The following is a 23,329-nucleotide window of genomic DNA, read 5'->3' on the forward strand; positions in this document are numbered from 1 at the left end:
GAAAAGAACTCTAAGCTTGCCGATCCTGTAAGTATGACCATGCACAATTCCGTTGAATTCCAAGACGCTTTTGATGTCATAGTCGTCGGTGCAGGTCACTCCGGTTGCGAAGCAGCTCTCGCCTCTGCACGCCTCGGTTGTCGTACCCTGTTATTGACGCTCAACTTGGATAAAATCGCTTGGCAACCTTGTAACCCAGCAGTGGGTGGCCCGGCCAAATCCCAGCTGACCCATGAGGTAGATGCACTCGGCGGAGAAATTGGTAAAGTAGCAGACCGCACCTACCTGCAAAAACGTATCCTCAACTCTTCACGGGGGCCTGCTGTTTGGGCATTACGCGCCCAGACGGACAAGCGCGAATATGCAGCGGTGATGAAAAGCATTGTCGAGAACCAAGAAAACTTGACAATCCGCGAAAGTATGGTTACAGATTTGGTGCTGGGCGCTAATGATCAAGTCATCGGCGTTGAAACTTATTTTGGTGTGGGGTTCCAATGTAAAGCGGTCATCTTGACAACTGGCACCTTCCTGGGAGGCAAAATTTGGGTTGGTAACAAATCAATGCCAGCCGGACGGGCTGGGGAATTTGCGGCTGAAGGATTGACACAAACCTTAAATCGCCTGGGATTTGAAACTGGAAGACTCAAAACTGGAACTCCAGCCAGGGTAGACAAGCGATCGGTAGATTACAGTAAAATGCTAATCCAGCCAGGGGATGAAGATGTGCGCTGGTTTAGCTTTGACCCCGATGTGTGGGTAGAACGGGAACAGATGCCTTGCTACATCACCCGCACAACCGCCGAAACCCATCGCTTAATTCAGGAAAATTTGCACCTGTCGCCAGTTTATGGCGGTTGGGTGGAAGCCAAAGGGCCGCGTTATTGTCCCAGTATTGAAGATAAAATTGTGCGCTTTGCCGATAAGGAAAGCCACCAAATCTTTATTGAACCAGAAGGAAGGAATATACCCGAACTTTATATCCAAGGGTTTTCCACAGGATTACCAGAAAATTTGCAATTGCATATGTTGCGGACTCTCCCCGGTTTGGAAAAATGTGTGATGCTGCGTCCCGCCTATGCTGTGGAATATGACTATTTACCTGCAACTCAGTGTTACCCCACATTGATGACCAAGCAGGTTGCGGGACTGTTTTGTGCTGGGCAGATTAACGGCACCACAGGTTATGAAGAAGCCGCAGCCCAAGGGCTTGTGGCGGGAATTAACGCAGCTCGATTTGTTCGCTCTCAAGAAATGATTGTCTTTGCCCGCGAGCAAAGTTACATTGGGACGCTAGTTGATGACCTGTGTACAAAAGACCTGCGGGAACCTTACCGGATGCTTACCAGTAGGTCAGAGTACCGATTGCTATTGCGTTCTGACAATGCCGACCAACGCCTGACACCCTTGGGACGAGAAATTGGTTTGATTGACGATCGCCGCTGGGATCTATTTACCCAAAAACAGGTGAATATTACCACAGAAAAACAAAGATTGCAAGTTACACGAGTCAAAGAACATGATGAAATTGGAATAGCGATCGCATCTAATACCCAGCAAGCAATTAAAGGTTCAATTACCCTCAATGACTTACTGCGGCGTCCGGGATTCCATTACGTTGACCTCGACAGGTTCGGACTGGGAAACCCCAACCTCAACCGCGCCGAGAAAGAAGGCGCAGAAATTGACATCAAGTATTCTGGCTATCTCGCTAGGCAACAAAATCAGATTGACCAAATTGCCCGCCAAGCGCACCGCCAGTTACCTGCGGATTTGGACTACACAAAAATTGATACTCTTTCCAAAGAGGCACGGGAAAAGCTGACTCACGTAAAACCACTCACTCTTGGTCAAGCTGCACGTATTGGTGGTGTAAACCCAGCCGATGTTAACGCTTTATTATTATATTTAGAATTGCGTAGAAGCAAGAGCCAGTCAGGGTTTCCAGCATTAGCTTAACACCAACTTCATAAAGACTGAGTATAGTAGTAGGGAGGGAGATTGGTATGATAGATGACATAAATATTAGTACTGCTATCATCAGCAATCCCCAGATTAAAGTTGATTTTAATACCAGCGCTCAACCAACTCGTCTCAATAAGACGGCGGATTGGATATTTCATCTGTAATCCTAACTCCCAGGCAGTAGGCGCGGCGTTTCCTCGTCCTAGCAACAACCCAGAACGTCTATGTTACAAGAAGCCAGCACCCGTCTCATAGTACCCGAACCATCAGAAGACTTAATCGCCAACGAGCCTTGGTCGATAGAAAACTATGCTGATGGCCTAATGGATGAACTCTTTGCCGATATCGACTACATTCTGGATGTTAGTGGTAATCTGCCTTCTGAAACCGTTAGGCACAGTAGTCAGAACAAATGGCAGTCTGTTGCTGGGGTTTACCCCCAAGCTCAACGCCAGTCGCCTCCAGAAAACGTGCTGCAAACAGTTACGATACCGCAGATTATCTTACCGAACACACTCAACCAACCAGTACAGTCAGTTGCTCAAGATAACCACAAGCACTTGAGTACTGTTGTGTTTGACACCGCTACCGTTAAACCAGTTAGTAAAAAGCGTCACAAAAGTAGCCGGACTTTGGGCAAACTGCTGATTGTGGGAACAACTTTAGGCGTGGCGATCGCTGGTATTATCTACCTGATACAGTCTGGAGTCATATATCTTTTAAATACCAAATTGCCTGAGTCAGCTCTTCTAATGCCGCAACCGCAGTCACAGTTGCCTGTAAAAACAGAAATTGAGGCAGAGTTAGTTGACTATATGCTCGGAGCGCTGGCAGTTATAGATAAGCAAGGAACAAAAAGTAATCAAAAATCTCTCAGCCCGCGATTCTTCAATCAGGCAAGTACTAACCAAATAGCCCTTGGTAATCAGCAAACAACTGGTAATCTACCACCACTTCCACTTTTAACTAACAATACACCACCAGCCCCTAACCGTTCTGGAAGCGTTGTTGAGCGCATCTACGTCCCCGTTTATCAAGCGCCGTCGCCAATGCGCTACGCGCTTCCGGCTATTCCTGGGACTCCCACACTTTTACCACAAGTTGCCAATGCGTTAAAGGGATATCAACCTAATGCTGTGAAAACTGCCCTGAATACAGTGCGACAAGCTGCCAAGCCTGTAAGCGTCAACATGTTAGCTGCGGCTGTACGAGCCGAACTCAAACCTGTAGCGGCAAAAACTGCACCCATTACCGTGCGGCAAACACCCAAGCCTCTGCCTGCATTACCAGTAGTTCCATTGCGTGCTGCACTCGCCCCAGAGTCAGAACCAACTATTACCCAGGAACAAGTATATCCCCCAACTGCGATCGCAGATGCTCCTAGTAATACCTTAGAGGGGTTGCTAGAGTTGGGCAACAAATCTGCCGCTTTGTTTAAAATTGATGGCGTGACTCGCCGCATCAATATGGGTGAAAGTATCGGCTCAAGCGGTTGGACACTAGTAGAGGTTAGTAATGGCGAAGCTGTCATCCGGCGTAACGGCGAAGTGCGTTCGATTTACGCAGGGCAGAAATTGTGAAAGTTCTTCTGTCAGCAACTCTTCTACGCACCAAAATATTGCAATGATAAACTCTAAATTGCACATTGCGTCATATCATATTTGCCTAATTATAAGTTTAATGAAATAGCTGATACAGATACATAGGTAGGGGTGACACCTGGACATTGGTGTCAACTTAAGGTGAAAGCCAGCCTAGAACCAGTTTTTAGAGATTATTTCGTGTCTCGTTCCCAGTCTCCGGCTGTGAATGCCTATGGGGGGCTGCCGCCTCAAGACTAGCGGCAGAGCCGCAATTAGAAGTACATTTCTAGCCTCTGGCTAGAAACGAGGTTTTAAAGGAGTTTTAGCTTAAGTTGACACCTGTACGCCCCTACAGTCATTACCATATCTATTTATCTGGTGATTAGATACATTGTTATGAATCCGATGAATCTCGGATCTTAATTTCTACATCTCCTATCATCAAGGTTCCAAGTTCATGAACAAAGGTAGCAACAATCAAGGATAAGAGTATGGACTTAATTATTGATTGAAGTTGTGCGTTCTTAATCTCAAGATAAATAAAGCATAAATTGACCACTGAATCGTCAGCATTCTATTTTTGAAAAATTTTAGATATAACAAGTTTTAGGATATTTCCTTGTTTTCTGCCCTGTCAGTGAGAAAAAGTGAGTATTTACGATAAATAAATCTAAATTTTGCCTAACTATCTTATAAAACAGTGAATTAACACAAACTTTAAGCAATATAAGCAGAAAACCAAGTTTATGGTGAAGAATTGGAAAACACTCATGAACTTCCCTACCTAAAGAGGGTTCACAGAAATAAATTTCAATGTTAAAACTAGGATTTATGTTGATTATAGTTGCACGACGGTCGCTATTTGAAAACCTACATCTTGCACCTATCTTGCTTAAGCAAGATAACTTTTGCTAAATAAAGTTAGTTAGCTAATTGATGTAATCGTCAAACCTTACCAATATGAAACGACCTAACTATTTTCAAAATAATTCCAAAAACTCTTTAATAGAAAAGTATCACCTTTACAAGGGCGAAAAATTGAACTGGCTTCAAGTAACTCTTCGGCTTGAAAGGTCAATTATTTCTATCATTCTTCCTTGGGTACTTTTTTGCACTGGATATGGTATTTTAATATCATTTCTCTATCATTTAGGTTTCCCAATAGCATTTTCCAACTCCAGCAGTATTCTTACTAATGCTGTTTTAAGTTTTAATATTGGTTTTACATTACTATTAGTTTTTCGGACGAATACAGCCCATGAGAGATTTTGGGAAGGTCGTCAACTATGGGGAGGTTTAGTTAATACATCTCGTAACTTAACTCGTGGAGTTTGGATAATAGTTAAAGAAAAGACACCGCAAGATAGAGGAGAAAAAGAGGCAATACTTCGGTTAGTAACTGCTTTTGCATTTGCAATGAAGTTGCATCTAAGATCAGTGCCTTTAGACACTCAGTTAGCATCCTTAATGTCTGAAAAACAATATTTACAACTCCAAGATACTAATCATCCTCCACTACAAATTGCTTACTGGATAGGAGATTACTTGCAGTATCAGCATGACCGGAATTCTCTAAATGTCTATCAACTAACTACTCTACATAACTGCGTAGATGATTTAGTAGATATTTTAGGTGGTTGCGAACGCATTTTAAAAACGCCACTACCTTTGATATATACTATTAAACTCAGACAACTGTTATTAATTTTTTGTCTGATATTACCTTTAGAAATTGTTAGCTTTTTGAATTGGTGGACTGGTATAATAATGGCTTTTGTAAGTTTTACATTATTAAGTATTGAACAAATTGGCTCAGAAATCGAAGAACCTTTCGGGTTTGATCCCAATGACTTACCTTTAAATGCGATTTGCAATACAATCTCAAACAATGTTGAAGAATTAATCAGACTTGCTTCTAACAATGTTCGTTCTTCCTAAAACTATAAACCAATACGCTTGGGTTAAGGATAGTTGTAGGTTGGGTTGAACATTCGTGTTACCCAACAAACCAGCGTAGGTTGGGTTGAGGAACGAAACCCAACCTACGCTGGTTTTGGTTTTTGGCTTTAACCCAAGCGTATTGAACTATAAACAAGTTTTACCAGATAAATTATTGATGATAGGAGAGAAAATTTTGTACTTTCTTAATAATAGATAATAGTTAACTTAAAAATGCACAATAAGTAGCCCACCCTGAGACATCGCTTAATAAATGTTTCGCCAAGCTTTCACCGTCTCTTTGCCAATTTCGCTATCAACAGTTTGACCTCCTTCTAAGACTAGTCTGATGTCTAAATTCTTGTCTGGAGCATTTTTCAAAGCAGTGGCTAATTCTTGACTGACAGCAAACGTGCCGGTTGAACCGTCTAATTGAAAAACCTTTTGCCTAACCTTAAGCAAAAGTTTATCGACTTTCTTAGTAGTGACAAACCTACGATAGTCAGGTCTGGGATACACACGACCTGCGGTGTAGAAAGAAGACCTTGCTTGATCTAAATTTACTGTTACGAGGACTCGAATGCTCGAAAGAGTCCACAAACTAATAACTTGCTTTGAATCCTCACGATACAAATAGCCACCTAAAGAGTTGCGGTCGAAAACCCCAAGAAACTCCCCTTCAAAAGGGTCAACGATTCTCACGGGTTTCGACCAAGGCACATCCATATCGGGGGACAGTCCTGCTGATTTGACTACTGGCAAATCGCTTAATGCTTGGGCAAGGCTAGCTACCTCTTGAACGGTGAAAGCAGCACAAACTTGAGGGGAAAGCACAGCCAAGCTAGTCCCTAAAAGAAGAACTGGAATTGTCTGCGGTAAGTTCATCATAAGTCAGGGGTACAATCTTCAAAGACAATAATCGGACAGCCTTTACTAGTCATCCCCCGCAAGACTTTTGTTTGCTATGAAGCTTTGACAATTGAGCAAATCCCTGTGTCTTGGGGCGATGTCTTTTGATTTGCCGCATTCTTTACGAGATGCTTTACGTAGCTTGCTATCAAGCATACATTAGTACTAAATATGTACGGTTACTTAAGTAATATTATTTAATATTGCTTTCATAGTTTGAGGTTTTTGTGCAAAACTTCGTGAATGCGATTTTATTTTTGGTATACAGATAAAAGCAGACATTCCCAAACTAGCCGTGGTTGAGCGTAAGCAAGTAAGTATTTACGAGCTTGTTCTAGCTGGTGAATGATGGTAGGTTGATGCCACTGCTGCCAGTAGAATTGCTGAAGATAATCAATTAACCACAGTTGTGCTTCTGTATCTAAATCTTTATCAATTTTTTTGGCTAACTCCAAGGCTTTGCGGTAGGAAGCAGGGGCTTTTTTCAAGTCTTCGAGTAACTCCGAGGGAATAGCTTGTAATTGTTCATAAGATGCGATCGCACTTCCCGCACTGCCAGCTGCTATGCTCAATACTGCCTGATTTTGCAAAATTTCTTGATGACTAGTTTGTGTGAGTACAACAGCCAAAGACTGTGCATCTAAGCGATAAAAAGGAATGCGTTGACAGCGTGACACCAAAGTTGGCAAAACAGACTCAGGCGTAGGTGCAATTAAAATTAACGTCGCCTGTCCCGGTTCTTCCAAGGTTTTAAGTAAAGCATTTGCTGCGGCTTCTGCCATTGTTTGGGCTTCTTCCAGCACTACCACATTCCTCGGTGCTTCCAAGGGTGGCCGACTGAGAAACTCGGTAATTTCCCGAATTTGCTCTAGCCGAATTACAGGTGGTGCCTTACGCTTAAGTCCTTTCTCGACCGCTTCTGCTGCTGTTAATCGTTGTCCTTGGTGTTGGTACGTTGGTTGCACCCACAACAAAGCTGGGTGGTTCCCCTGACGTAAACGGTTTTGTAAAGCCGCAGTCACTCCCATCTCACTAGAAAATAGCAATTCCACAAAACACTTGGCTGCTAAACTCCTTCCTACACCATCTGGCCCCACAAATAGATAGGCTGGAGCAATCCGGTTTTGTCTGACTGCCTGAGTGAGTAATTCTATGGCTTGCTGTTGTCCTACAATTGGTGCAAATGGGTTAATAGTTCAGTACCTTCGCCAAAACAAGAATATGAAAACAGAGGGCTGATGTAGCTTCTAAGTTGTCCAGAACGACAATTTAAAAGCTACAAAATACCAATATTTGACATACTAGCACTGTTGCAATGACTTCTACTGTGTAAGGGCCGTAGCCTTTTTAAATGCAGAGGGATGCAATGGCATTGTCAAGCGATGCAATGGCATTGTCAGCTGATGCAATAGCATTGTCAAGCGATACAATGGCATTGTCAGCCGATGCAATGGCATTGTCAGCTGATGCAATGGCATTGTCAGCCGATGCGTAGTGTTTTTAAACGCAGAGGGGGGCAAAGTAAACGCAAAGGTACGCAGAGTTTTTTTGAAGAGAATTTGTTACAACAAATTTATGCAGTGTTGTACTTAGGAAGTCTCAGATGTCGTACAAACAATTTATTTATTGCTGGCAAAAATGGTTATCTCCCATCTTGGTACGTGCTGCTGTGCGAGTAGTAGTAATAATTTGTTTAACAGTAGGGGTGTTGGGTATCTTGGGAAGCACTGCTCCTATGAGTCATGCTCAAGCTGTTTTTCCTGGTTCTGTTGCTAATGCTCAACTGGTAAGTACCACTAGGCGCATCCAGGATAAACAAACACCATTAAAACCAACAGTGCTAAATGCCACTGTATATCACAGTCCCGATTGTAATTGTTGTGGCGGGTGGATTGACCACTTAAAGACACAAGGTTTTCAAATCACAGACTTTCCCACGCCTGACATCGAAACAGTCAAACAAAAGTACAACGTGCCAGATAACTTGTCATCTTGTCACACAGCAATTGTTAATGGATATGTGATTGAAGGACACGTCCCAGCAGACGACATCAAACGTCTGCTTCAAGAAAAGCCAAATGTTGCTGGTTTATCTGTTCCCCAAATGCCCGTAGGCACTCCTGGGATGGAGATGGGGAATCGAAAAGACGCGTTTTCTGTGTTTTCTTTTGATCGCAAAGACTCAGTTGCGGTATTCAATAAATATCCGTCTTCTTAATGTAATCTCGCTGTATTCAGAGGATGTTTTAAAAGTGGATTTTCATGTATTTTGGCGATTAAAATTCGCCAAAAGCTTTTAAAACTTCCTCACATTACCTGAATCAGTGGTGAGAGATGTTACTGGTTAGAACCAGCTTTGATCAACTGCGACAAATGACTTAACCATCTCCCAAACCAGAAGCCAGACGCTGCGCTTGCAACATTTTGAGAAAGAAGCTCAATCGCATGATTACAATCTTGCAGGCTTGCATCGAGTCCCATTGCGTGATATATTTTGCTGGCATTGCAAAAAGCATCCATCGCTTCTGATTGTCGATTGATTTTTTCTAACACCAGACCCAAATTAAACCAGGCGTTTGCTTCCCCATTTCGGTCATCAATATCCCTTCTGATCTCTAATGAATACTGATGAAACTCAACCGCCCTTTGGTACTGTCTCAGAGCCTTATAAGCACTTCCCAACCCACTTAAGGCCATGGCTTCTCCATTGCGATCGCTAAGGAATCTTGCCAGCTGTAACCATCGCTGGTAAAACTCAATTGCCAGTTGGTACTGCCCCAATGATTCATAAGTATTGCCCAAACTTCCCAGGCAAATGCATTCCTCAGTCCAATCGCCTGTTTTCTTCGTTATAGTCAACCACTGCTGATAAAACTCAATCGCTTGCTCGTACTTGCCCAGGTATTCATAAGTATTGCCCAAACTTCCCAAGCAAATGCCTTCCCCAGTGCGTTGGCTTTGCCCGCCTTCGGCATCGCCTATTTTCCTGGTGATACTCAACCACTGGTGATAAAATTCAATCGCTCGCTGGTATTTACCCAGTGATTGGTAAGCGTTACCCAACCCAGATAAAGATTTGGCTTCCCCGAAGCGATCGCCTATTTCTCTAGCTATATCCAACCACTGCTGATAAAACTCAATTGCCAGGTGGTACTCCCCAATTGACTGGTAAGCGTTGCCCAAACTTGCTAAACAAATGACTTCGCCATTGCGATCGCCTGTTTCTCTGGCTTTGTGCAAGCACCGCTCTTCAAACTCAATGGACTCAATGTTATTTAGGCTCCCGGATCTAATTACTTCTGTCATTCTCTATAGAAAACGAAATTTTTGGTTGATGGCTGTTGATTATACAATTTTCTGTGCCTTTCGCACACCAGAAGTGTAACTTATAGCCACAACTTTTTTCAAAATCTAGAAATTGTTCTTCAATATTAAATTTTATTTTATACACAGTAATTCCTGTGTATAAAAGGCTTTTATTTATATTAGTAACAAGCGTCCGAATATAGGATGTTGAGAAATTTAGCTTTATAAAAAGATACAAGAAAAACCAAATCAATCAGCAGCCGCATAATCAGGCAATGCATTGAGTTGTAAATTAACAGCACTTAAATAATTTTGGTCGTTTAAAACTTGTGATGGTAATTTATCTGCATTAACAGCAGCCTTCACCAAATCTTTTGCAATAATATTTCTGTTCTGAGTTTCAAATACTAGCGCTTCTCCACTAGGAATCCCGTGCTGCTTAAGACCTCCCTGATAAGCAAAATTAACTAGATTGAAAGGCTGGAGGTAACTAACAGAAGTAGAGTTTCTGGATAAATTGTTAGAGTTAATAGCTATTTCACTACTTTTGGTAGTAGCTGTTTGAGCGCCAGCAATTCCAGGTACAAGAGTAATAGAAGCAACAATGAGTGCAGAATTTATTAAGGTAACAAGTTTCATAAGGTTATTTTTAGGTAAAATGCGATCGGTGTTCTTTAGTAATAGAGTCCTCTTTATTATTAATTTCAGCTTCCTTCAGTCAGGTCATCTGATCGGTTGATATATGACTCACCCAAAAGGGTGAGCTAATTGAGCGAGACAAAGAGCAATCGAGACTCCGTTAAGTCCAGACAAAGAACAGATTGGTTGATATTTTCAAGTACTTAACTGAGGCGAGTTGAACATTTATGCAATTTTCAATTCCCCTCTTGAGTTGCCCAAGCATTGCAGAAATTGCCGCGATCGCACTCTCAATTCGCCTCTCAGGATGTCGCCTCAAGACTGGGAAGCACTGAAAAACAAAGCGTCTCAACTAGGAATGACTCGAACGGAGTTTTTTACCCAGATAGCGAGGCGAGAAATCAAGCTAGAACACGGGTTACTCCTCAAGGACAAGCAACTATTGGGGGAATTTATCGGAGGCTGAAAGAATTATACGAAACTTGCTTAAGTCTGATTGAATCATCAGCAAAAGCAACTTGAAGCCAGCCTAAACAACAGCAAGGAACTAACAGTAGAGATAAATGATTTGCAGAGACTGTTAGCTGAAACTTTGGACGATATACCAGATCAAGAATAAAACCGTCCTGCCCACTGTGGCTAGGACGGTTTTGTTTTGTGCGATCGCGCCATCACAAAGACCGAAACTAGTTAGGATCTGGATTTGGCAACCTTTTACTTTACATTTCGGCAATTTTTTACTTGAAGTCACATTTGGTCAGGTTACGATTCACATTTCGGTCAATTTATCGGTAAAAGCACAGTCCTTAACACAGGAATAATTTGCAACACATCAATGATTATACGGTTTCTGATTAAAAATATTTAAAGTTATGATTTGACCCAGGTGGCACAGTGCTAGGTCTGATCGGATAACAAGCCGATTAGCAGCCCCTTATCTATTGCTTTTAGGAGCCTTGAAATGAAATCAATTCTTGAGTTGATTGAGCAGAAGAACCAAGAGTATGCTCAGTTGACGTTCTTTGAGTATATGAAAGACGAGATGATTGATCCACGGCAGAGGCTGGCATTTGCACCTGTAATTGCTCCACTGGCACTGGAGTTCAGTGAGTTGTGCAAACGAGTTCTCAGAGATGAGCCAACGACTAATTACATTCAAGAAATGGTTAATCTGCATACGCACGAAGAACATTTCCACTGGCAATGGTTACTGGAAGATATGGAGAAGATGGGGATTGACTATCCTATGCGGTTCAGTGATGCGGTGCGATTCCTTTGGAGTGAGGATACCAAGGTTTCCCGTTCTATGTTTCCTCTGTTTGAGAGGTATACTCGTGGAGCAGATCCGATCATAAAATTGGTTGCCATTGAGGTATCTGAGGTGACAGCGAATGTCTTTTTCCGTTCAACCATGTCTGCGGCCCTGCAACTGCAAGAAATGACTCAAGCAGAGTTCCGTTACTTCGGTATGCGTCATAACCATATAGAAAATACCCATACTCTCCATACTCCCGCTTCTGTGCAAATAATGAAAGAGATTGAGGTGTCGGACGAGATTCGTCAACAAGCACTTGAATTGATTGATGTGGCGTTTGAGTATTTTACAGATTTGGTCAATGAGTTTTTGGTCTATATTAAGACCCATTCTTATCAAGAACCCTTTTCTAAAGTCTATCAACTAGAGCGATCGCTAAGAACTGTCTAAGCTATCTGCTCAGTTTTCGGTCATTCTGCGATGGTAAAGGGTTCAAAACCTTCTACCGTCGCTTCTTTAACGGTGACTGCTACTGTATAAATAGCATTGCGCTCTTCCTGAATCGGTTGAATTGCTCCATCACAGTCAGTGGCTCGGCTCATCAAGCTATATTTTCCTGGCGTTGGTGGAATCCATTGAAATGTAAATCGTTGCCATGCATATTGCAACCGTGCTTCAACTTCAGCCGCTTGCCAGGTGATGCCACCATCTGTACTGACATCAACCGACCGGATGCCACTGGATGCCCATGCCCAGCCCCAATGTGTTTGAGGTTGAAGATTTAATACCTCATTTTGGTAAGGATGAACAATTACAGACTCCGGTGCAACTTCCCAAACAGGTTTTAAAGTCGCACTATCGCCTCCAACTTGATCGTTATAGAAGGTTGTTGTAAAGGTTCCTAGCGATCGCTGATCTGTGACATAAATATTCGAGAGCCACTTCACTAAGTTAGTACCATAGTAGCCGGGAACAACAAGCCGCAACGGAAAACCTCGCTCTGCTGAAAGAGGTTCACCGTTAAGCTTGTACGCCAGAAGCACATCCTGACCCAAGGCTTTTGCGATCGGAATATCTTTAATATATGAATCGCTAGAAACTCCTTCATAAACACCCTGGTCAAGTCCGACAAACCAGACATAACGAGCTTCAGGTTTGACTTGCAATTGATTAAGAATTGCTCTGAGCGAAACTCCACCCCATCTAACATTACTAATGAGTCTTGTGGGAACCTTGGGTTGAAGCGGATTGCCTGAACATTGGTGGAAAACTGTTAACTCCTGATACTCCAGACTCAGCAAATTCTCATATGACAACTCAAGACTCTGCTCTACTAATCCCGAAATTTTCAACCTCCATTGATCGATATCAATGGCTGGGATTCCCATATGGCTGAGAACGAACAGATGGTTCTCAGAAGTAATAAAAGACTTGAGATCGTGAACACCCAGTGGAAATTTTGTAATCGTTCCAACATAGCTCATGCTCTTGTCTTCTAAAGTTTTGCCGAACTCACTCATTTGAGTAACGCTCCATCAACAACTTTTCAAACATTCTCTTACTTACAGCAGTTTGCAAATAAGTGAGGTACAAAATGCAGGACTCACGCATCAGATATAAAGAGTTTCTACCTCCTGCCTCTTCGTTGAGGCTCTTGGATGGGGGCAGGGAGCAAGGGGAAATGACCCCATCCAAGATCTGTGAAGCTGTATCGGAACATGGATCTGAGTCCCCCACTTCTTATAAGTGGTTCTCGTGGCTGTGGGGTCGAATCCCAATTGTTTTCTATCCCCGCTGCTCCCTTGCCTCTTTTTCAAAACCCGCAGCTTTGTACTTCATGCAAAAGAAAACTGCTATATATTATGACTGGACTGTAGCTTACCACTATAGTCATACCCATTTGACGTATAAATTGTAATATTACCAGTGAATTAGGGAAAACTGAACTCAGGTTATCCAGTAGCAATAATTATGCTAGAGAATCGAGTTGATCTTCCCGGCTATCGGATTGGTGAAAGCATTTACACCAGCACTCGCACCCTGGTTTATCGAGGTTGGCGAGAGATTGATCAAACCCCAGTTGTCATCAAACTCCTTAAAAGTTGCTATCCCAGTCTGATTGAATTGAGCCAATTCAAAAATCAGTACACAATTGCGAAAATCTTAAATGTCTCTGGGGTTGTCCAGGTCTACAGCCTGGAGAGTTGCCAAAATCGACTTGCCCTTATTTTAGAAGACTTTGGCGGAGTTTCTTTGAACGAGTACACCGCTTTTACAAGGAAAGGACTCAGCGAGACAGGAAATCAGGAAAATTCCTTACCCCTTCATCCTTATTTATTGACTGAGTTTTTACAGATTGCGATCGCGCTTGCCGATATTCTGGGTGATCTCTATCATCACCAAATTATCCACAAGGATATCAAACCCGCCAATATCCTGATCAATCCTACCACCAAGCAAGTCAAACTCATCGACTTTAGCATTGCTTCACTGCTGCCAAGAGTTACCCAACTTTCAATCAGCCCGACTATTTTAGAAGGAACCCTCGCCTATCTCTCCCCCGAACAAACCGGGCGAATGAACCGGGGGATTGATTACCGCACTGACTTCTATTCTCTTGGAGTCACATTCTATGAGTTGTTGACGGGGCAATTGCCATTTCAATCTGATGATTTGATGGAATTGGTGCATTGCCATATCGCGAAACAACCTGCTCCTTTGGAGCAATTCCAAATTCCTAAGGCAGTTTCAGATATTGTAATTAAACTGATGGCGAAGAATGCCGAAGACCGCTATCAGAGTGCATTAGGGCTAAAGCATGATTTGGAAACCTGTTTGGAGCAATTGCAGGAAAGCAGCAATATTGTGCCGTTTGGGCTAGGACAGCGGGATGTTTGCGATCGCTTTGTGATTCCCGAAAAACTCTACGGTCGTCAAGTAGAAGTCGCAATGTTGCTAGCAAGCTTTGAGCGGGTGCGCCAGGGAACTTCTGAACTAATGCTGGTGGTGGGTTCCTCTGGCATTGGTAAAACGGCAATTGTCAACGAAGTTCACAAACCGATCACCCGTCAGCGGGGATACTTTATCAAGGGCAAATTCGATCAATTTAATCGTAATATTCCCTTTTTTGCTTTGGTGCAAGCGTTTCGGGACTTAATGGCACAACTCTTGACAGAGAGTGATACTCAAATTGAGCAGTGGAAAACCCAAATTTTATCCGCATTGGGTGAGAGTGGTCAGGTGATTATTGAGGTGATTCCAGAACTCGAACGCATCATTGGTAAACAGCCCTCCGTTCCGGAATTATCGGGCAGTGCTGTCCAAAGCCGCTTCAATTTGCTGTTTGTGAAATTCATTCAAGTATTCACAACCCAAGACCATCCCCTCGTCATTTTCCTCGATGATTTACAGTGGGCAGACTCCGCTTCATTAAATCTGATGCATCTGTTGATGAGTGAAGCAAGCAACTTTTATTTGCTAGTGATTGGAGCATATCGGGATAATGAGGTTTCATCTGCACATCCCCTGATGTTGACCATTGACGAGATGCGTCAAGAGGCAATTACAGTTAATAGTATTGTCCTTTCTGTGCTTACCCAGACTGACCTCAATCAACTGATTGCAGATACCCTCAAATATTCACCAGAACAAGCACTAGCGATCGCAAATCTGGTGTATCAAAAGACCAAAGGCAATCCATTTTTCACTAGCCAGTTTCTCAAATCGCTGCATGAAGATGGGCTGATCACGTTTGGGACTAGAATAGGCAGTTGGCAGTGTAATATTGCTCAAATCCGGGCGCTTTCTTTTACAGAAGATATTGTGGAGTTTGTGGCGCTGCAACTCCAGAAATTACTACCGCAGACTCAGGATGTTCTGAAACTGGCTGCGTGTGTCGGCAATCAATTTGATTTAGAAACCCTGGCGGTTGTCTATGAAAAATCTCCAGCACAGACGGCTGCGGATCTGTGGCCAGCTCTTAAGGATGGATTAATCTTGCCCAGTGGCGAAGGGTATAAATTCTTTCAGAATGAGTCTGCTGTCATGGGTGATTTGTCATCTGTTGAGAACAATCTGCCAATGACGAATGACCCTTACGGGTTCGGTAGTTACTACAACTTTGGGAACCAAAGCAACGCACTGCCTGACAAGGGACAACTGACAAACCCGCAAATCACAAATAGCAACGGATCAATAACTATTGCTTACAAATTTCTCCACGATCGCATTCAACAAGCCGCTTATTCACTAATTCCGGCGAATCAAAAAGCAGCAACTCACCTCAAGATTGGTCAATTGCTGTTAAGCAATACCCCGGAAACTGAGCGAGAAAAGATCATTTTTGAAATTGTCAACCAACTAAATATTGGCATAGAACTGACCGCATCCCAGGCGGATCGCGATCAACTGGTACAACTCAACCTGCTGGCAGGACGCAAAGCCAAGTCTTCCACGGCTTACCGGGTAGCAATTGAGTATTTGACCACTGGGATTCGTTTATTGAGATCCGGCTGTTGGCAAAGCCAGTATGAATTGTCTCTAGCACTGCACGAATCAGCCGCTGAGGCTGCTTACCTTTGTGATGCCTATGAAAAGATGGAAGAATTGGCTCAAACAGTGATGCAGCAAACCAAAACTCCACTGGATCAAGTCAGCATTTACGAAACCAAAATCCAGGCATATACAGCTCAAAATGATGTGCTAGGCGCGATCGCGCTCGCCCGCCAGGGAATGAGTCAGTTCGACGTGGTTTTCCCAGAAACACCCACTTTCCACGATATTCAGCAAGCCCTTCAGGAAACTGCTGCCCTAATTAATGGACGTGAGATTGCTTCCTTGGTTGACTTACCCGTGATGACAGCAAAAGACAAGCTGGCAGTTACCCGAATTGTGGCAAACGTTGCTCCAGCCGTTTACATCGCCGAGCCAAATCTGTTTCCGCTACTTATCCTGTCTCAAGTCAAAGCGTCGATTCAGTATGGCAATGCCCCATTTTCTGCCTTCTGTTATGCCTGCTATGGCATTCTTTTAAACGGAATTCTTCAAGATATTGAAACAGCCGATCAAGTGGGCAACCTTGCCTTGGCATTAACGGACAAATTTAATATTAGTGATATCAAACCCACTGTATTTTATGTTGTGGGTGCTTTCATTACCTATTTAAAGTCTCCTCTGCAAAAATCCTTACAGCTCATGCTGGAGGGCTACAAGATTGCCCTAGAAACCGGAAATGTATACTACGTAGGCTTCAATGCGAAAGACATTTGCCAGTATTCTTATTTCCTGGGTCGAGAACTGAACTCGTTAGAGGAAGACATCGGGGCTTACAGTCATATTTTGGAAAATTTTAAGCAAGGCACGACCCTCAACTACTGCCGCATCTTCTGGCAAACAGTTTTGAACTTGCTTGGCAAAGCTGAAAATCCCTGCATTTTAACAGGTGAGGCCCTTAACGAAGCCAAATTTGTGACCCAACTGGTTAATGCCAATGAGTTGACTGGGCTTCACTACTTCTGGCTCCACAAGTTGATTCTCTGTTATCTGTTTGAAAACCTCTCTCAAGCAGTGGAAACAGCCGCTCAAGCTAGAAAATATCTACTTGCAGGCATGGGCTATGCCACTGTGCCGATGTTTTATTTCTATGATTCACTGACGGCTCTGGCAGAGTATTCTACGGCTACAACTTCTTGGCGAGAAACACTGCTGGAACGGGTGACAGACAACCAGGGAAAAATGCAGATTTGGGCGCACCACGCACCCATGAATTATTTGCACAAATTTGAACTGGTAAAAGCCGAACAATGCCGAGTGTTGGGACAAATCGCGCAGGCACTGGATCTCTATGATCGCGCGATCGCTGGGGCAAAAGTAAATGGATACATTCAGGAAGAAGCCCTCGCCAATGAACTGGCTGCCCGATTTTACCTGGAATGGAATAAACAGCCAATCGCTCAAATGTACCTGGCAAATGCCTATTATAATTACCTCAACTGGGGAGCGGTAGCTAAAGTCAAGCAGTTGTCACATCAATATCCTCAATTATTGGCTACGATCCAACAGCCGCAGGAAACTGGTTCTTCAACCCTCACCCAAACTACTACAATCGGATTGGGACACACTACTTCCAGTGGATCTGAAGCGTTAGATTTAGCAACGGTGATCAAAGCCTCTCATGCACTGGCTGGAGAAATTGAATTAGAAAAGCTGTTGACGACCCTGATGCAAGTCGTAATCGAAAATGCCGGAGCTGAAAAATCCGTACTCCTGCTGCTTCAAGAGGATAACTGGGTGGTTGTGGCTCAGAGAACCAGCAACCCGACTGGCAAAATGGCGATGCCGAAGGCAGCAAGCTACACAAATCCAATTCCCCAGTCAGAAGAGCAAGCGGGTGAAAAGCTTGGGATCATGAACCATTGCCCCTTTCCTCTTTCAGCCAGCCAGAATATTCCCAAAGCGGTTGTGAACTATGTCTCACGTACCTCCGAAACTCTGGTACTAGATGATGCTCGCACAGAAACCACCTTCGCCAACGATCCCTACATCATTCAATGGCAACCCAAAAGCTTGCTATGTATGCCCATTCACAATCGTGGCCAGCTCATTGGCATCCTCTACCTGGAAAACAGTTTGACGACTGGAGCCTTCACCCAAAACCGTCTTGAGATTTTGCGGCTGCTCACAGCACAAGCTGCCATCTCCCTGCAAAATGCTATGTTGTATAGCAATCTAGCCGTGGCAAAAGTTCAATTAGAGGACTACAGCCATACCTTGGAAGACAAGGTACAGCAAAGAACTCTTGAGTTGAATGAGAAAAATCAGCATTTGTCGGAAACTTTAGAGGAACTTAAACACACGCAAACCCAACTGATTCAAACTGAAAAAATGTCTTCCTTGGGACAAATGGTGGCAGGTGTTGCCCACGAAATTAATAACCCGATTAACTTTATTTATGGCAACCTCACCTATACCAATGAGTATTGTCAAGAGTTACTGCGCTTGGTTGAGCGCTATCAGCACTACTATCCTCAACCATTCGCTGAGATTCAAGAAGAACTAGAGGCAATAGATTTCAAGTTCCTCAAGTCAGACCTACAAAAATTGCTGCAATCAATGAAAGTGGGAGCGGATCGCATCCGCCAAATTGTCCTTTCTCTCCGCAACTTCTCGCGTCTGGATGAGTCCCAAACGAAACCTGTCAATATTCACGAAGGCATCGACAGCACCTTACTAATTTTACAGCACCGCGTAGAAGAGAAAGCACACCGCCCCGTGATCGATGTGATTAAGGAATATGCACAGTTGCCAGAAGTTAACTGCTATGCCAGCCAAATCAATCAGGTGTTTATGAATATTCTCAGCAATGCTATCGATGCCTTGGATTCATCATTTACAACAAATGAAAGAGCAATCACAACTGAATATGGACAAACAGCAATTCCCACCATCCGAATTCGTACCAACATGACTGATGCCGATACAGTAACCATTCAAATTGCAGATAATGGGTCTGGGATGTCTGAGGAAGTGAAGCAGCGTCTATTTGACCCATTTTTTACAACAAAACCTGTTGGTCGAGGAACAGGCTTGGGATTATCGATTAGCTACTCTATTATGGAAAAACATGGGGGACAACTAAGTGTAATATCGTCACCAGGAAAAGGAGCGGAGTTTTTCCTTTATCTCCCCTTAAATAATACCAATTCTCTGTGAGGCTAGTATCGGCTCAATTAGTCGGCGTAGGCATTGATTCTTGTTGCCATGACCAACCAAAAAGATTGAGAGAAGATTTATCCCGAATAATAGTGGCGATTGGGATTATTCCCCTATGAGAAATCCAATCACGCACATACTCAAAAAAGCTGATTCCCAACTGACGAGTAGTGGCAAAAAGAGACTTAAAAGTATCCCTCTCTTAGCTCGACTTTATCCATTTTCTCTGAACGCGATGCCTACGGCAAGCCGCTAAAAAGCTTCTCTGCTAACGCTGAAACCTTTGTGAGACTGTCGTTTTACTTTTTCGATTTCATCGAGAATCAGTGACGGGGAAAAAGTATTTGCTAAAGTGTTGGGATTTTGATTTGTCAGCTAGTGAGACGGGTTAGCGATCGCAACGAGAACACCGCAGGCATCGCGGATGAAAAATGGTAGCGATCGCAACGAGTCAGTTTAAGTATGCTGAAATTAATAATCATGCTATTATTAGACCAATATCAACTCGGTTCTGGTGGGGGTCAGCCATCAGACGCAAGGGGGAAAGTCCGGTGTAAATCCGGCGCTGTCCCGCAGCTGTAATGAAGCTCATGCTTCAAAGTCAGAATGCCCGCCGAAAGTAACAGACAAACTCACGCCCATCTGCGAGGTACAGGTGAAAATTGCCATAAATATTTCAGCGATAGATCAGTTTCACGTTCTCATAGTGCCAGAGGGATACCCCACGGACTACTCATAGCTATGAAATTATAAGCAGTTTATTGATCATTGCAATTACGCTTTGGTGTAACTGTTATTTACGCTAGTTTTTTGCTGGCGTGAAAGCTTTCGCAACATCATTTCTGCCAAATTTACTCAATAGCTGACGTTGCAGTTGCACCACTGCAACAAAGTGTCATATCTGCGATTCGGACTTAATCCTACACCTTCAAAATTAATGCTGGACAAACAACATACTTTATTTGTTTGCACGACCTGCGCCAGCGTGTGGCAAGACGGTAAACGAGTTGGTGAAAGTAAAGGTGAACAACTACTACAACAGCTTCAACAACTTGCACAAGATTGGGAATTGCGAAATAAATTCCTCATTCAGGGAGTTGAATGCATGAGTGCTTGTAACCATTCTTGTGTTATCGCCTTTACAGCAGAAGGGAAATCAACCTATCTCTTTGGCGATTTACCAGTTGATGGCTGTGCATCTGCTGTACTGCAATGTGCAGATCAATATTATACTAAGCCTGATGGTTTACTGCCTTGGTCAGAACGACCCGAACTTTTGAAAAAGGGTATTTTAGCAAAAATTCCACCACTAAGTTAATTCCGCTATACATAGGGGTTGCTGAATTAAAAATCTGGGAGTAGAAGAAGTGCAAATGCATGAACCTGCACTTGTTTTAGGTGATGCTAATTCTAAATTGTTCGGATAATCTGTGAGAATTCTTCTATCTAAGGCTAGCGATCGCTTCTGGCGGCTCTCGGAACTCTTGAATTGCTCAAATGGTAAATATCCAACTTCTCATAGCATCTTGCCCTAGTTACTGTAAGATTATTGCTAATAACTAGCATTAATTCTACGATCAATCGCCAGCTATAAATTGAATGATCAATCTCTGCTTTTTGAGATGCTCATTGCAAATAGTGTCAATAAAGTCAGGTTTAGCAAGCTGGTGTTTGAGGAGTGATGATGAAAAGTTGGTGGTTGTATAGGGGTTTTCAGTTGTGGTTGGCACTGAGTCTGTCACGATACTTAAATGCTTTAGTGATTATGCATGCATCGGCACAGGTTAAATCAGAAAGTAATGTAGATTCCCCTGCTTCATGATTTTACAAGCTCTATTACTTCCTAGTATTATTTAATTTTGTCCCAATAATTGATTGCTCTTTATCCTTGATGAGAAATTTAGAACTATTAATTCTAACAACTTCATAATTTTCTGCCATAAACACTGAACCTAAAGTAGCTACCATATCTGCAAGAGAAATCTTAAAAGCTAGTGGAACCTGTAAATTAAAAAATGATTTTGGCATACTTCTAAGATTCAAATACAATTTTTTTTGACTTACATACCATACCCCAGTAAATTTATTACCTGTTATAAGTTCTTTAGGTTTAGAGAAAAGCAATATTTGAACCCTGGTTTGCTCAAAAGTCATATCATCTTTAAATTCAGTAGTAATTTTTTCCGAAGACGTATCAAAACGCCATTTTCCCAAAAGTAAAATTTCTATTTCTGTATCAGAATGCTTACTATTACTCATGTATATCCTCAAATTAGCTTTAACTCTAATTTTTACTATTTTTAACAAATGTGCGATTAACGCATCAGAAAGTTTCGTTACAATTTTTTGCACGAGAAAAGAATAAGTGCATCTGCCAAACTAACCAAGACCTTACCCGCCAAGCTCCCATTGAAAGGTGTTCTGTAGATGATTTTGGGGATAAGTCAAAGCTATGTTGGTCATAGTGTAACCATTTGGCTGGTAGGTGTCCCATCGGTGTCATGGGGGACAATTTAAAAGTTAGTTGTTCATAGTCTAACCAGTTTCCCTCTTTTCGCCAACCAAGGCGATCGCCAAGTCTCTTTTCTGTTTCATAGTCTACTTGACCACCCATTTCGCTCCAGATAGTTTGCTGAATACTGAAGCCAAAATAACCATAACTATATTGTTCCCAAAGTTGATCAATGGTGTGAAGGTCTTGACAAGAAAAGTTATCAATATCTTCCTTATAAACTTCATTCCAATAATTTTTACTCATGACTTTTAGCATTAATTTAGTGGTTTCAATATCAGCCTCTTTCCACTTATGCTGCGCCAGGATATCCCGCAATTGGGTATAATCAATATCTTTATTGCTAGGAAATTTTTTTGTCAACGTAACATTATTAGTTAGTCCCATCAATCCTGTTTCTTCAACAGCAGATAGAGGCGCTGTAGAGACAAAATTTACTTCTGCTATACCTAGCACTTTTATTTGATCGGTGAGTTGCTTGGATATATAGTTAGATATTAAATCAATACCCTTGTCTAAAAAGACGCCATTTTCGCTCAAATCAAAATTATGGATTTGCCAATCTAATAATTGAGATTGAATAAAAGCATCTTTTAATCTGGCTTTTTTATCATAACTTGTCACCATGAAATCGAGAAAAGTTTCAGAAATTGCCTCGGTTTCTTCAAGGTTAAATAAATTTGACTGATACTTTAAAATATTATCTCCTAGATTTTTAATATCTCCAACAGTTGCATAAAAATATTCATCTACTTTTACAACTTCATCTATTAAAGATTGAAAGGGACTAAAGTAATCTTGTAAAGAATTTTCAAAATTGATTGCAGTATGGGCAATTTTTGCTATTTCTTGACGAATTTTATAGGCTTTTTTTTGATATTCGTAAATCTCTTGATAGACTTCTAAATCTTTAACTATTTGCTGAACAATTTCTTTTTGATTTTTGGTATCTTCTGCAAGATTTTTAATTCCTTCACCAAGCAATCCTATTTTTTCTAACATTAAAAAATAAGCATTACTCAACAGCAAAACTGCTTTAAAGTTTTCTTGCTTTTCCCACCTTAACTCATCCAGTATTTTCGGATTTTTGTGATTTTTTAGCTCTAATTTTATTCTTTCATCTTCTAAACTTTTTATTTCTAAATATTTTTGTTTAAATAAATTTTTCAAGTCGTCTGTAAGGGTTAACAAAAAATTCTGATAAATATCCTTATAATTTTCTAGAAAATCAATAATGTGACTGTAGTCTTTAATGAATAATTGGATTTCGTCAAAAATTTCTCCCTGGCTAAGTTCTTCTTTTCGCTTAATTATCCCGCCAAGCTGATGATGATATCGAACACCTTCTTTAATTAATTGTTGACGTTCTCTAATTTTTTTTTGAACTGTTTTTACACCCTGATTTTTTAAGATGGGTAATTGATAGGTTCGTTCGTAAATTGAAATAGCTTCGTAAGTAATTAGTTGTCTTTGCTGTTTAGTTAGCATGACCTTGATATCCAAAAGTATAAATAG

At 42.1% G+C, this 23,329-nt stretch carries 18 protein-coding genes and 1 riboswitch; of the genes, 11 read left to right on the top strand and 7 right to left on the bottom strand.

Translation table 11 applies throughout. From position 1 onward, the window contains the following. Nucleotides 1-33 precede the first annotated feature (33 nt). The 5 genes from mnmG to V7K30_RS26760 all read left to right on the top strand — a co-directional run bounded on the left by mnmG (nt 34) and on the right by V7K30_RS26760 (nt 5,483). Nucleotides 34-1,956, top strand: a complete 1,923-nt coding sequence (mnmG, locus tag V7K30_RS26740) for a tRNA uridine-5-carboxymethylaminomethyl(34) synthesis enzyme MnmG (RefSeq protein WP_335004616.1) — start codon at nt 34-36, stop codon at nt 1,954-1,956. A 47-nt stretch (nt 1,957-2,003) separates the two neighbouring features. Further along, nucleotides 2,004-2,126 (top strand): hypothetical protein, encoded by a 123-nt coding sequence (locus V7K30_RS26745; protein WP_335004504.1) that lies wholly within the window; start codon nt 2,004-2,006, stop codon nt 2,124-2,126. 60 nt (nt 2,127-2,186) lie between these two features. Next, nucleotides 2,187-3,542, top strand: a complete 1,356-nt coding sequence (locus tag V7K30_RS26750) for a hypothetical protein (RefSeq protein WP_335004506.1) — start codon at nt 2,187-2,189, stop codon at nt 3,540-3,542. 132 nt (nt 3,543-3,674) lie between these two features. Beyond that, a complete protein-coding gene (locus tag V7K30_RS26755) occupies nt 3,675-3,803 on the top strand; it encodes a hypothetical protein (RefSeq protein ID WP_335004508.1) in 129 nt (42 codons plus the stop codon). 702 nt (nt 3,804-4,505) lie between these two features. After that, a complete protein-coding gene (locus tag V7K30_RS26760) occupies nt 4,506-5,483 on the top strand; it encodes a bestrophin family protein (protein WP_335004510.1) in 978 nt (325 codons plus the stop codon). 267 nt (nt 5,484-5,750) lie between these two features. Here the strand turns inward: V7K30_RS26760 and V7K30_RS26765 are convergent, their stop codons facing one another. Continuing rightward, nucleotides 5,751-6,371 (bottom strand): hypothetical protein, encoded by a 621-nt coding sequence (locus V7K30_RS26765; RefSeq protein ID WP_335004512.1) that lies wholly within the window; start codon nt 6,369-6,371, stop codon nt 5,751-5,753. A gap of 272 nt (nt 6,372-6,643) precedes the next feature. Further along, nucleotides 6,644-7,585, bottom strand: a complete 942-nt coding sequence (locus V7K30_RS26770) for a DNA polymerase III subunit delta' (protein ID WP_335004618.1) — start codon at nt 7,583-7,585, stop codon at nt 6,644-6,646. A 173-nt stretch (nt 7,586-7,758) separates the two neighbouring features. Here V7K30_RS26770 and V7K30_RS26775 point away from each other — a divergent pair, with 173 nt between their 5' ends. Continuing rightward, complete coding sequence (locus V7K30_RS26775; protein ID WP_335004514.1) at nt 7,759-7,887, top strand: hypothetical protein; 129 nt, start codon at nt 7,759-7,761, stop codon at nt 7,885-7,887. Nucleotides 7,888-7,995: 108 nt separating this feature from the next. Beyond that, nucleotides 7,996-8,610 (top strand): DUF411 domain-containing protein, encoded by a 615-nt coding sequence (locus V7K30_RS26780; protein WP_335004516.1) that lies wholly within the window; start codon nt 7,996-7,998, stop codon nt 8,608-8,610. A 119-nt stretch (nt 8,611-8,729) separates the two neighbouring features. On the opposite strand, the gene V7K30_RS26785 is transcribed toward V7K30_RS26780, so the two are convergent. Then, on the bottom strand, nt 8,730-9,698 hold the full coding sequence (locus tag V7K30_RS26785; RefSeq protein ID WP_335004518.1) for a tetratricopeptide repeat protein: 969 nt from the start codon (nt 9,696-9,698) through the stop codon (nt 8,730-8,732). A gap of 249 nt (nt 9,699-9,947) precedes the next feature. Further along, the gene (locus V7K30_RS26790; RefSeq protein ID WP_335004520.1) at nt 9,948-10,337 is read right to left on the bottom strand and encodes a hypothetical protein; all 390 of its coding nucleotides are present in this window, start codon (nt 10,335-10,337) and stop codon (nt 9,948-9,950) included. Between the two features lie 217 nt (nt 10,338-10,554). Here V7K30_RS26790 and V7K30_RS26795 point away from each other — a divergent pair, with 217 nt between their 5' ends. Both V7K30_RS26795 and V7K30_RS26800 read left to right on the top strand, forming a co-directional pair. Continuing rightward, nucleotides 10,555-10,803, top strand: coding sequence for a hypothetical protein (locus tag V7K30_RS26795; protein ID WP_335004522.1), 249 nt, complete (start codon nt 10,555-10,557; stop codon nt 10,801-10,803). 495 nt (nt 10,804-11,298) lie between these two features. After that, nucleotides 11,299-12,042 carry a hypothetical protein gene (locus V7K30_RS26800; protein WP_335004524.1) on the top strand — a complete coding sequence of 248 codons (744 nt, stop codon included), beginning with the start codon at nt 11,299-11,301 and terminating at the stop codon, nt 12,040-12,042. A gap of 20 nt (nt 12,043-12,062) precedes the next feature. On the opposite strand, the gene V7K30_RS26805 is transcribed toward V7K30_RS26800, so the two are convergent. Then, complete coding sequence (locus tag V7K30_RS26805) at nt 12,063-13,112, bottom strand: molybdopterin-dependent oxidoreductase (protein ID WP_335004526.1); 1,050 nt, start codon at nt 13,110-13,112, stop codon at nt 12,063-12,065. Nucleotides 13,113-13,563: 451 nt separating this feature from the next. On the opposite strand from V7K30_RS26805, the gene V7K30_RS26810 reads away from it, so the two are divergent. Both V7K30_RS26810 and V7K30_RS26815 read left to right on the top strand, forming a co-directional pair. Next, entirely contained in the window at nt 13,564-19,302 is a 5,739-nt protein-coding gene (locus tag V7K30_RS26810) for an ATP-binding sensor histidine kinase (protein ID WP_335004527.1), read from the top strand. Nucleotides 19,303-19,791: 489 nt separating this feature from the next. Beyond that, nucleotides 19,792-19,934, top strand: a riboswitch (cobalamin riboswitch). 305 nt (nt 19,935-20,239) lie between these two features. Next, nucleotides 20,240-20,620, top strand: coding sequence for a DUF1636 domain-containing protein (locus V7K30_RS26815; protein WP_335004529.1), 381 nt, complete (start codon nt 20,240-20,242; stop codon nt 20,618-20,620). A 518-nt stretch (nt 20,621-21,138) separates the two neighbouring features. On the opposite strand, the gene V7K30_RS26820 is transcribed toward V7K30_RS26815, so the two are convergent. Beyond that, nucleotides 21,139-21,561 (bottom strand): hypothetical protein, encoded by a 423-nt coding sequence (locus V7K30_RS26820; protein ID WP_335004531.1) that lies wholly within the window; start codon nt 21,559-21,561, stop codon nt 21,139-21,141. 64 nt (nt 21,562-21,625) lie between these two features. Next, entirely contained in the window at nt 21,626-23,302 is a 1,677-nt protein-coding gene (locus V7K30_RS26825) for a GUN4 domain-containing protein (protein WP_335004533.1), read from the bottom strand. Nucleotides 23,303-23,329 lie beyond the last annotated feature (27 nt).

This window comes from Nostoc sp., from assembly GCF_036917655.1.
GTDB lineage: Bacteria > Cyanobacteriota > Cyanobacteriia > Cyanobacteriales > Nostocaceae > Nostoc.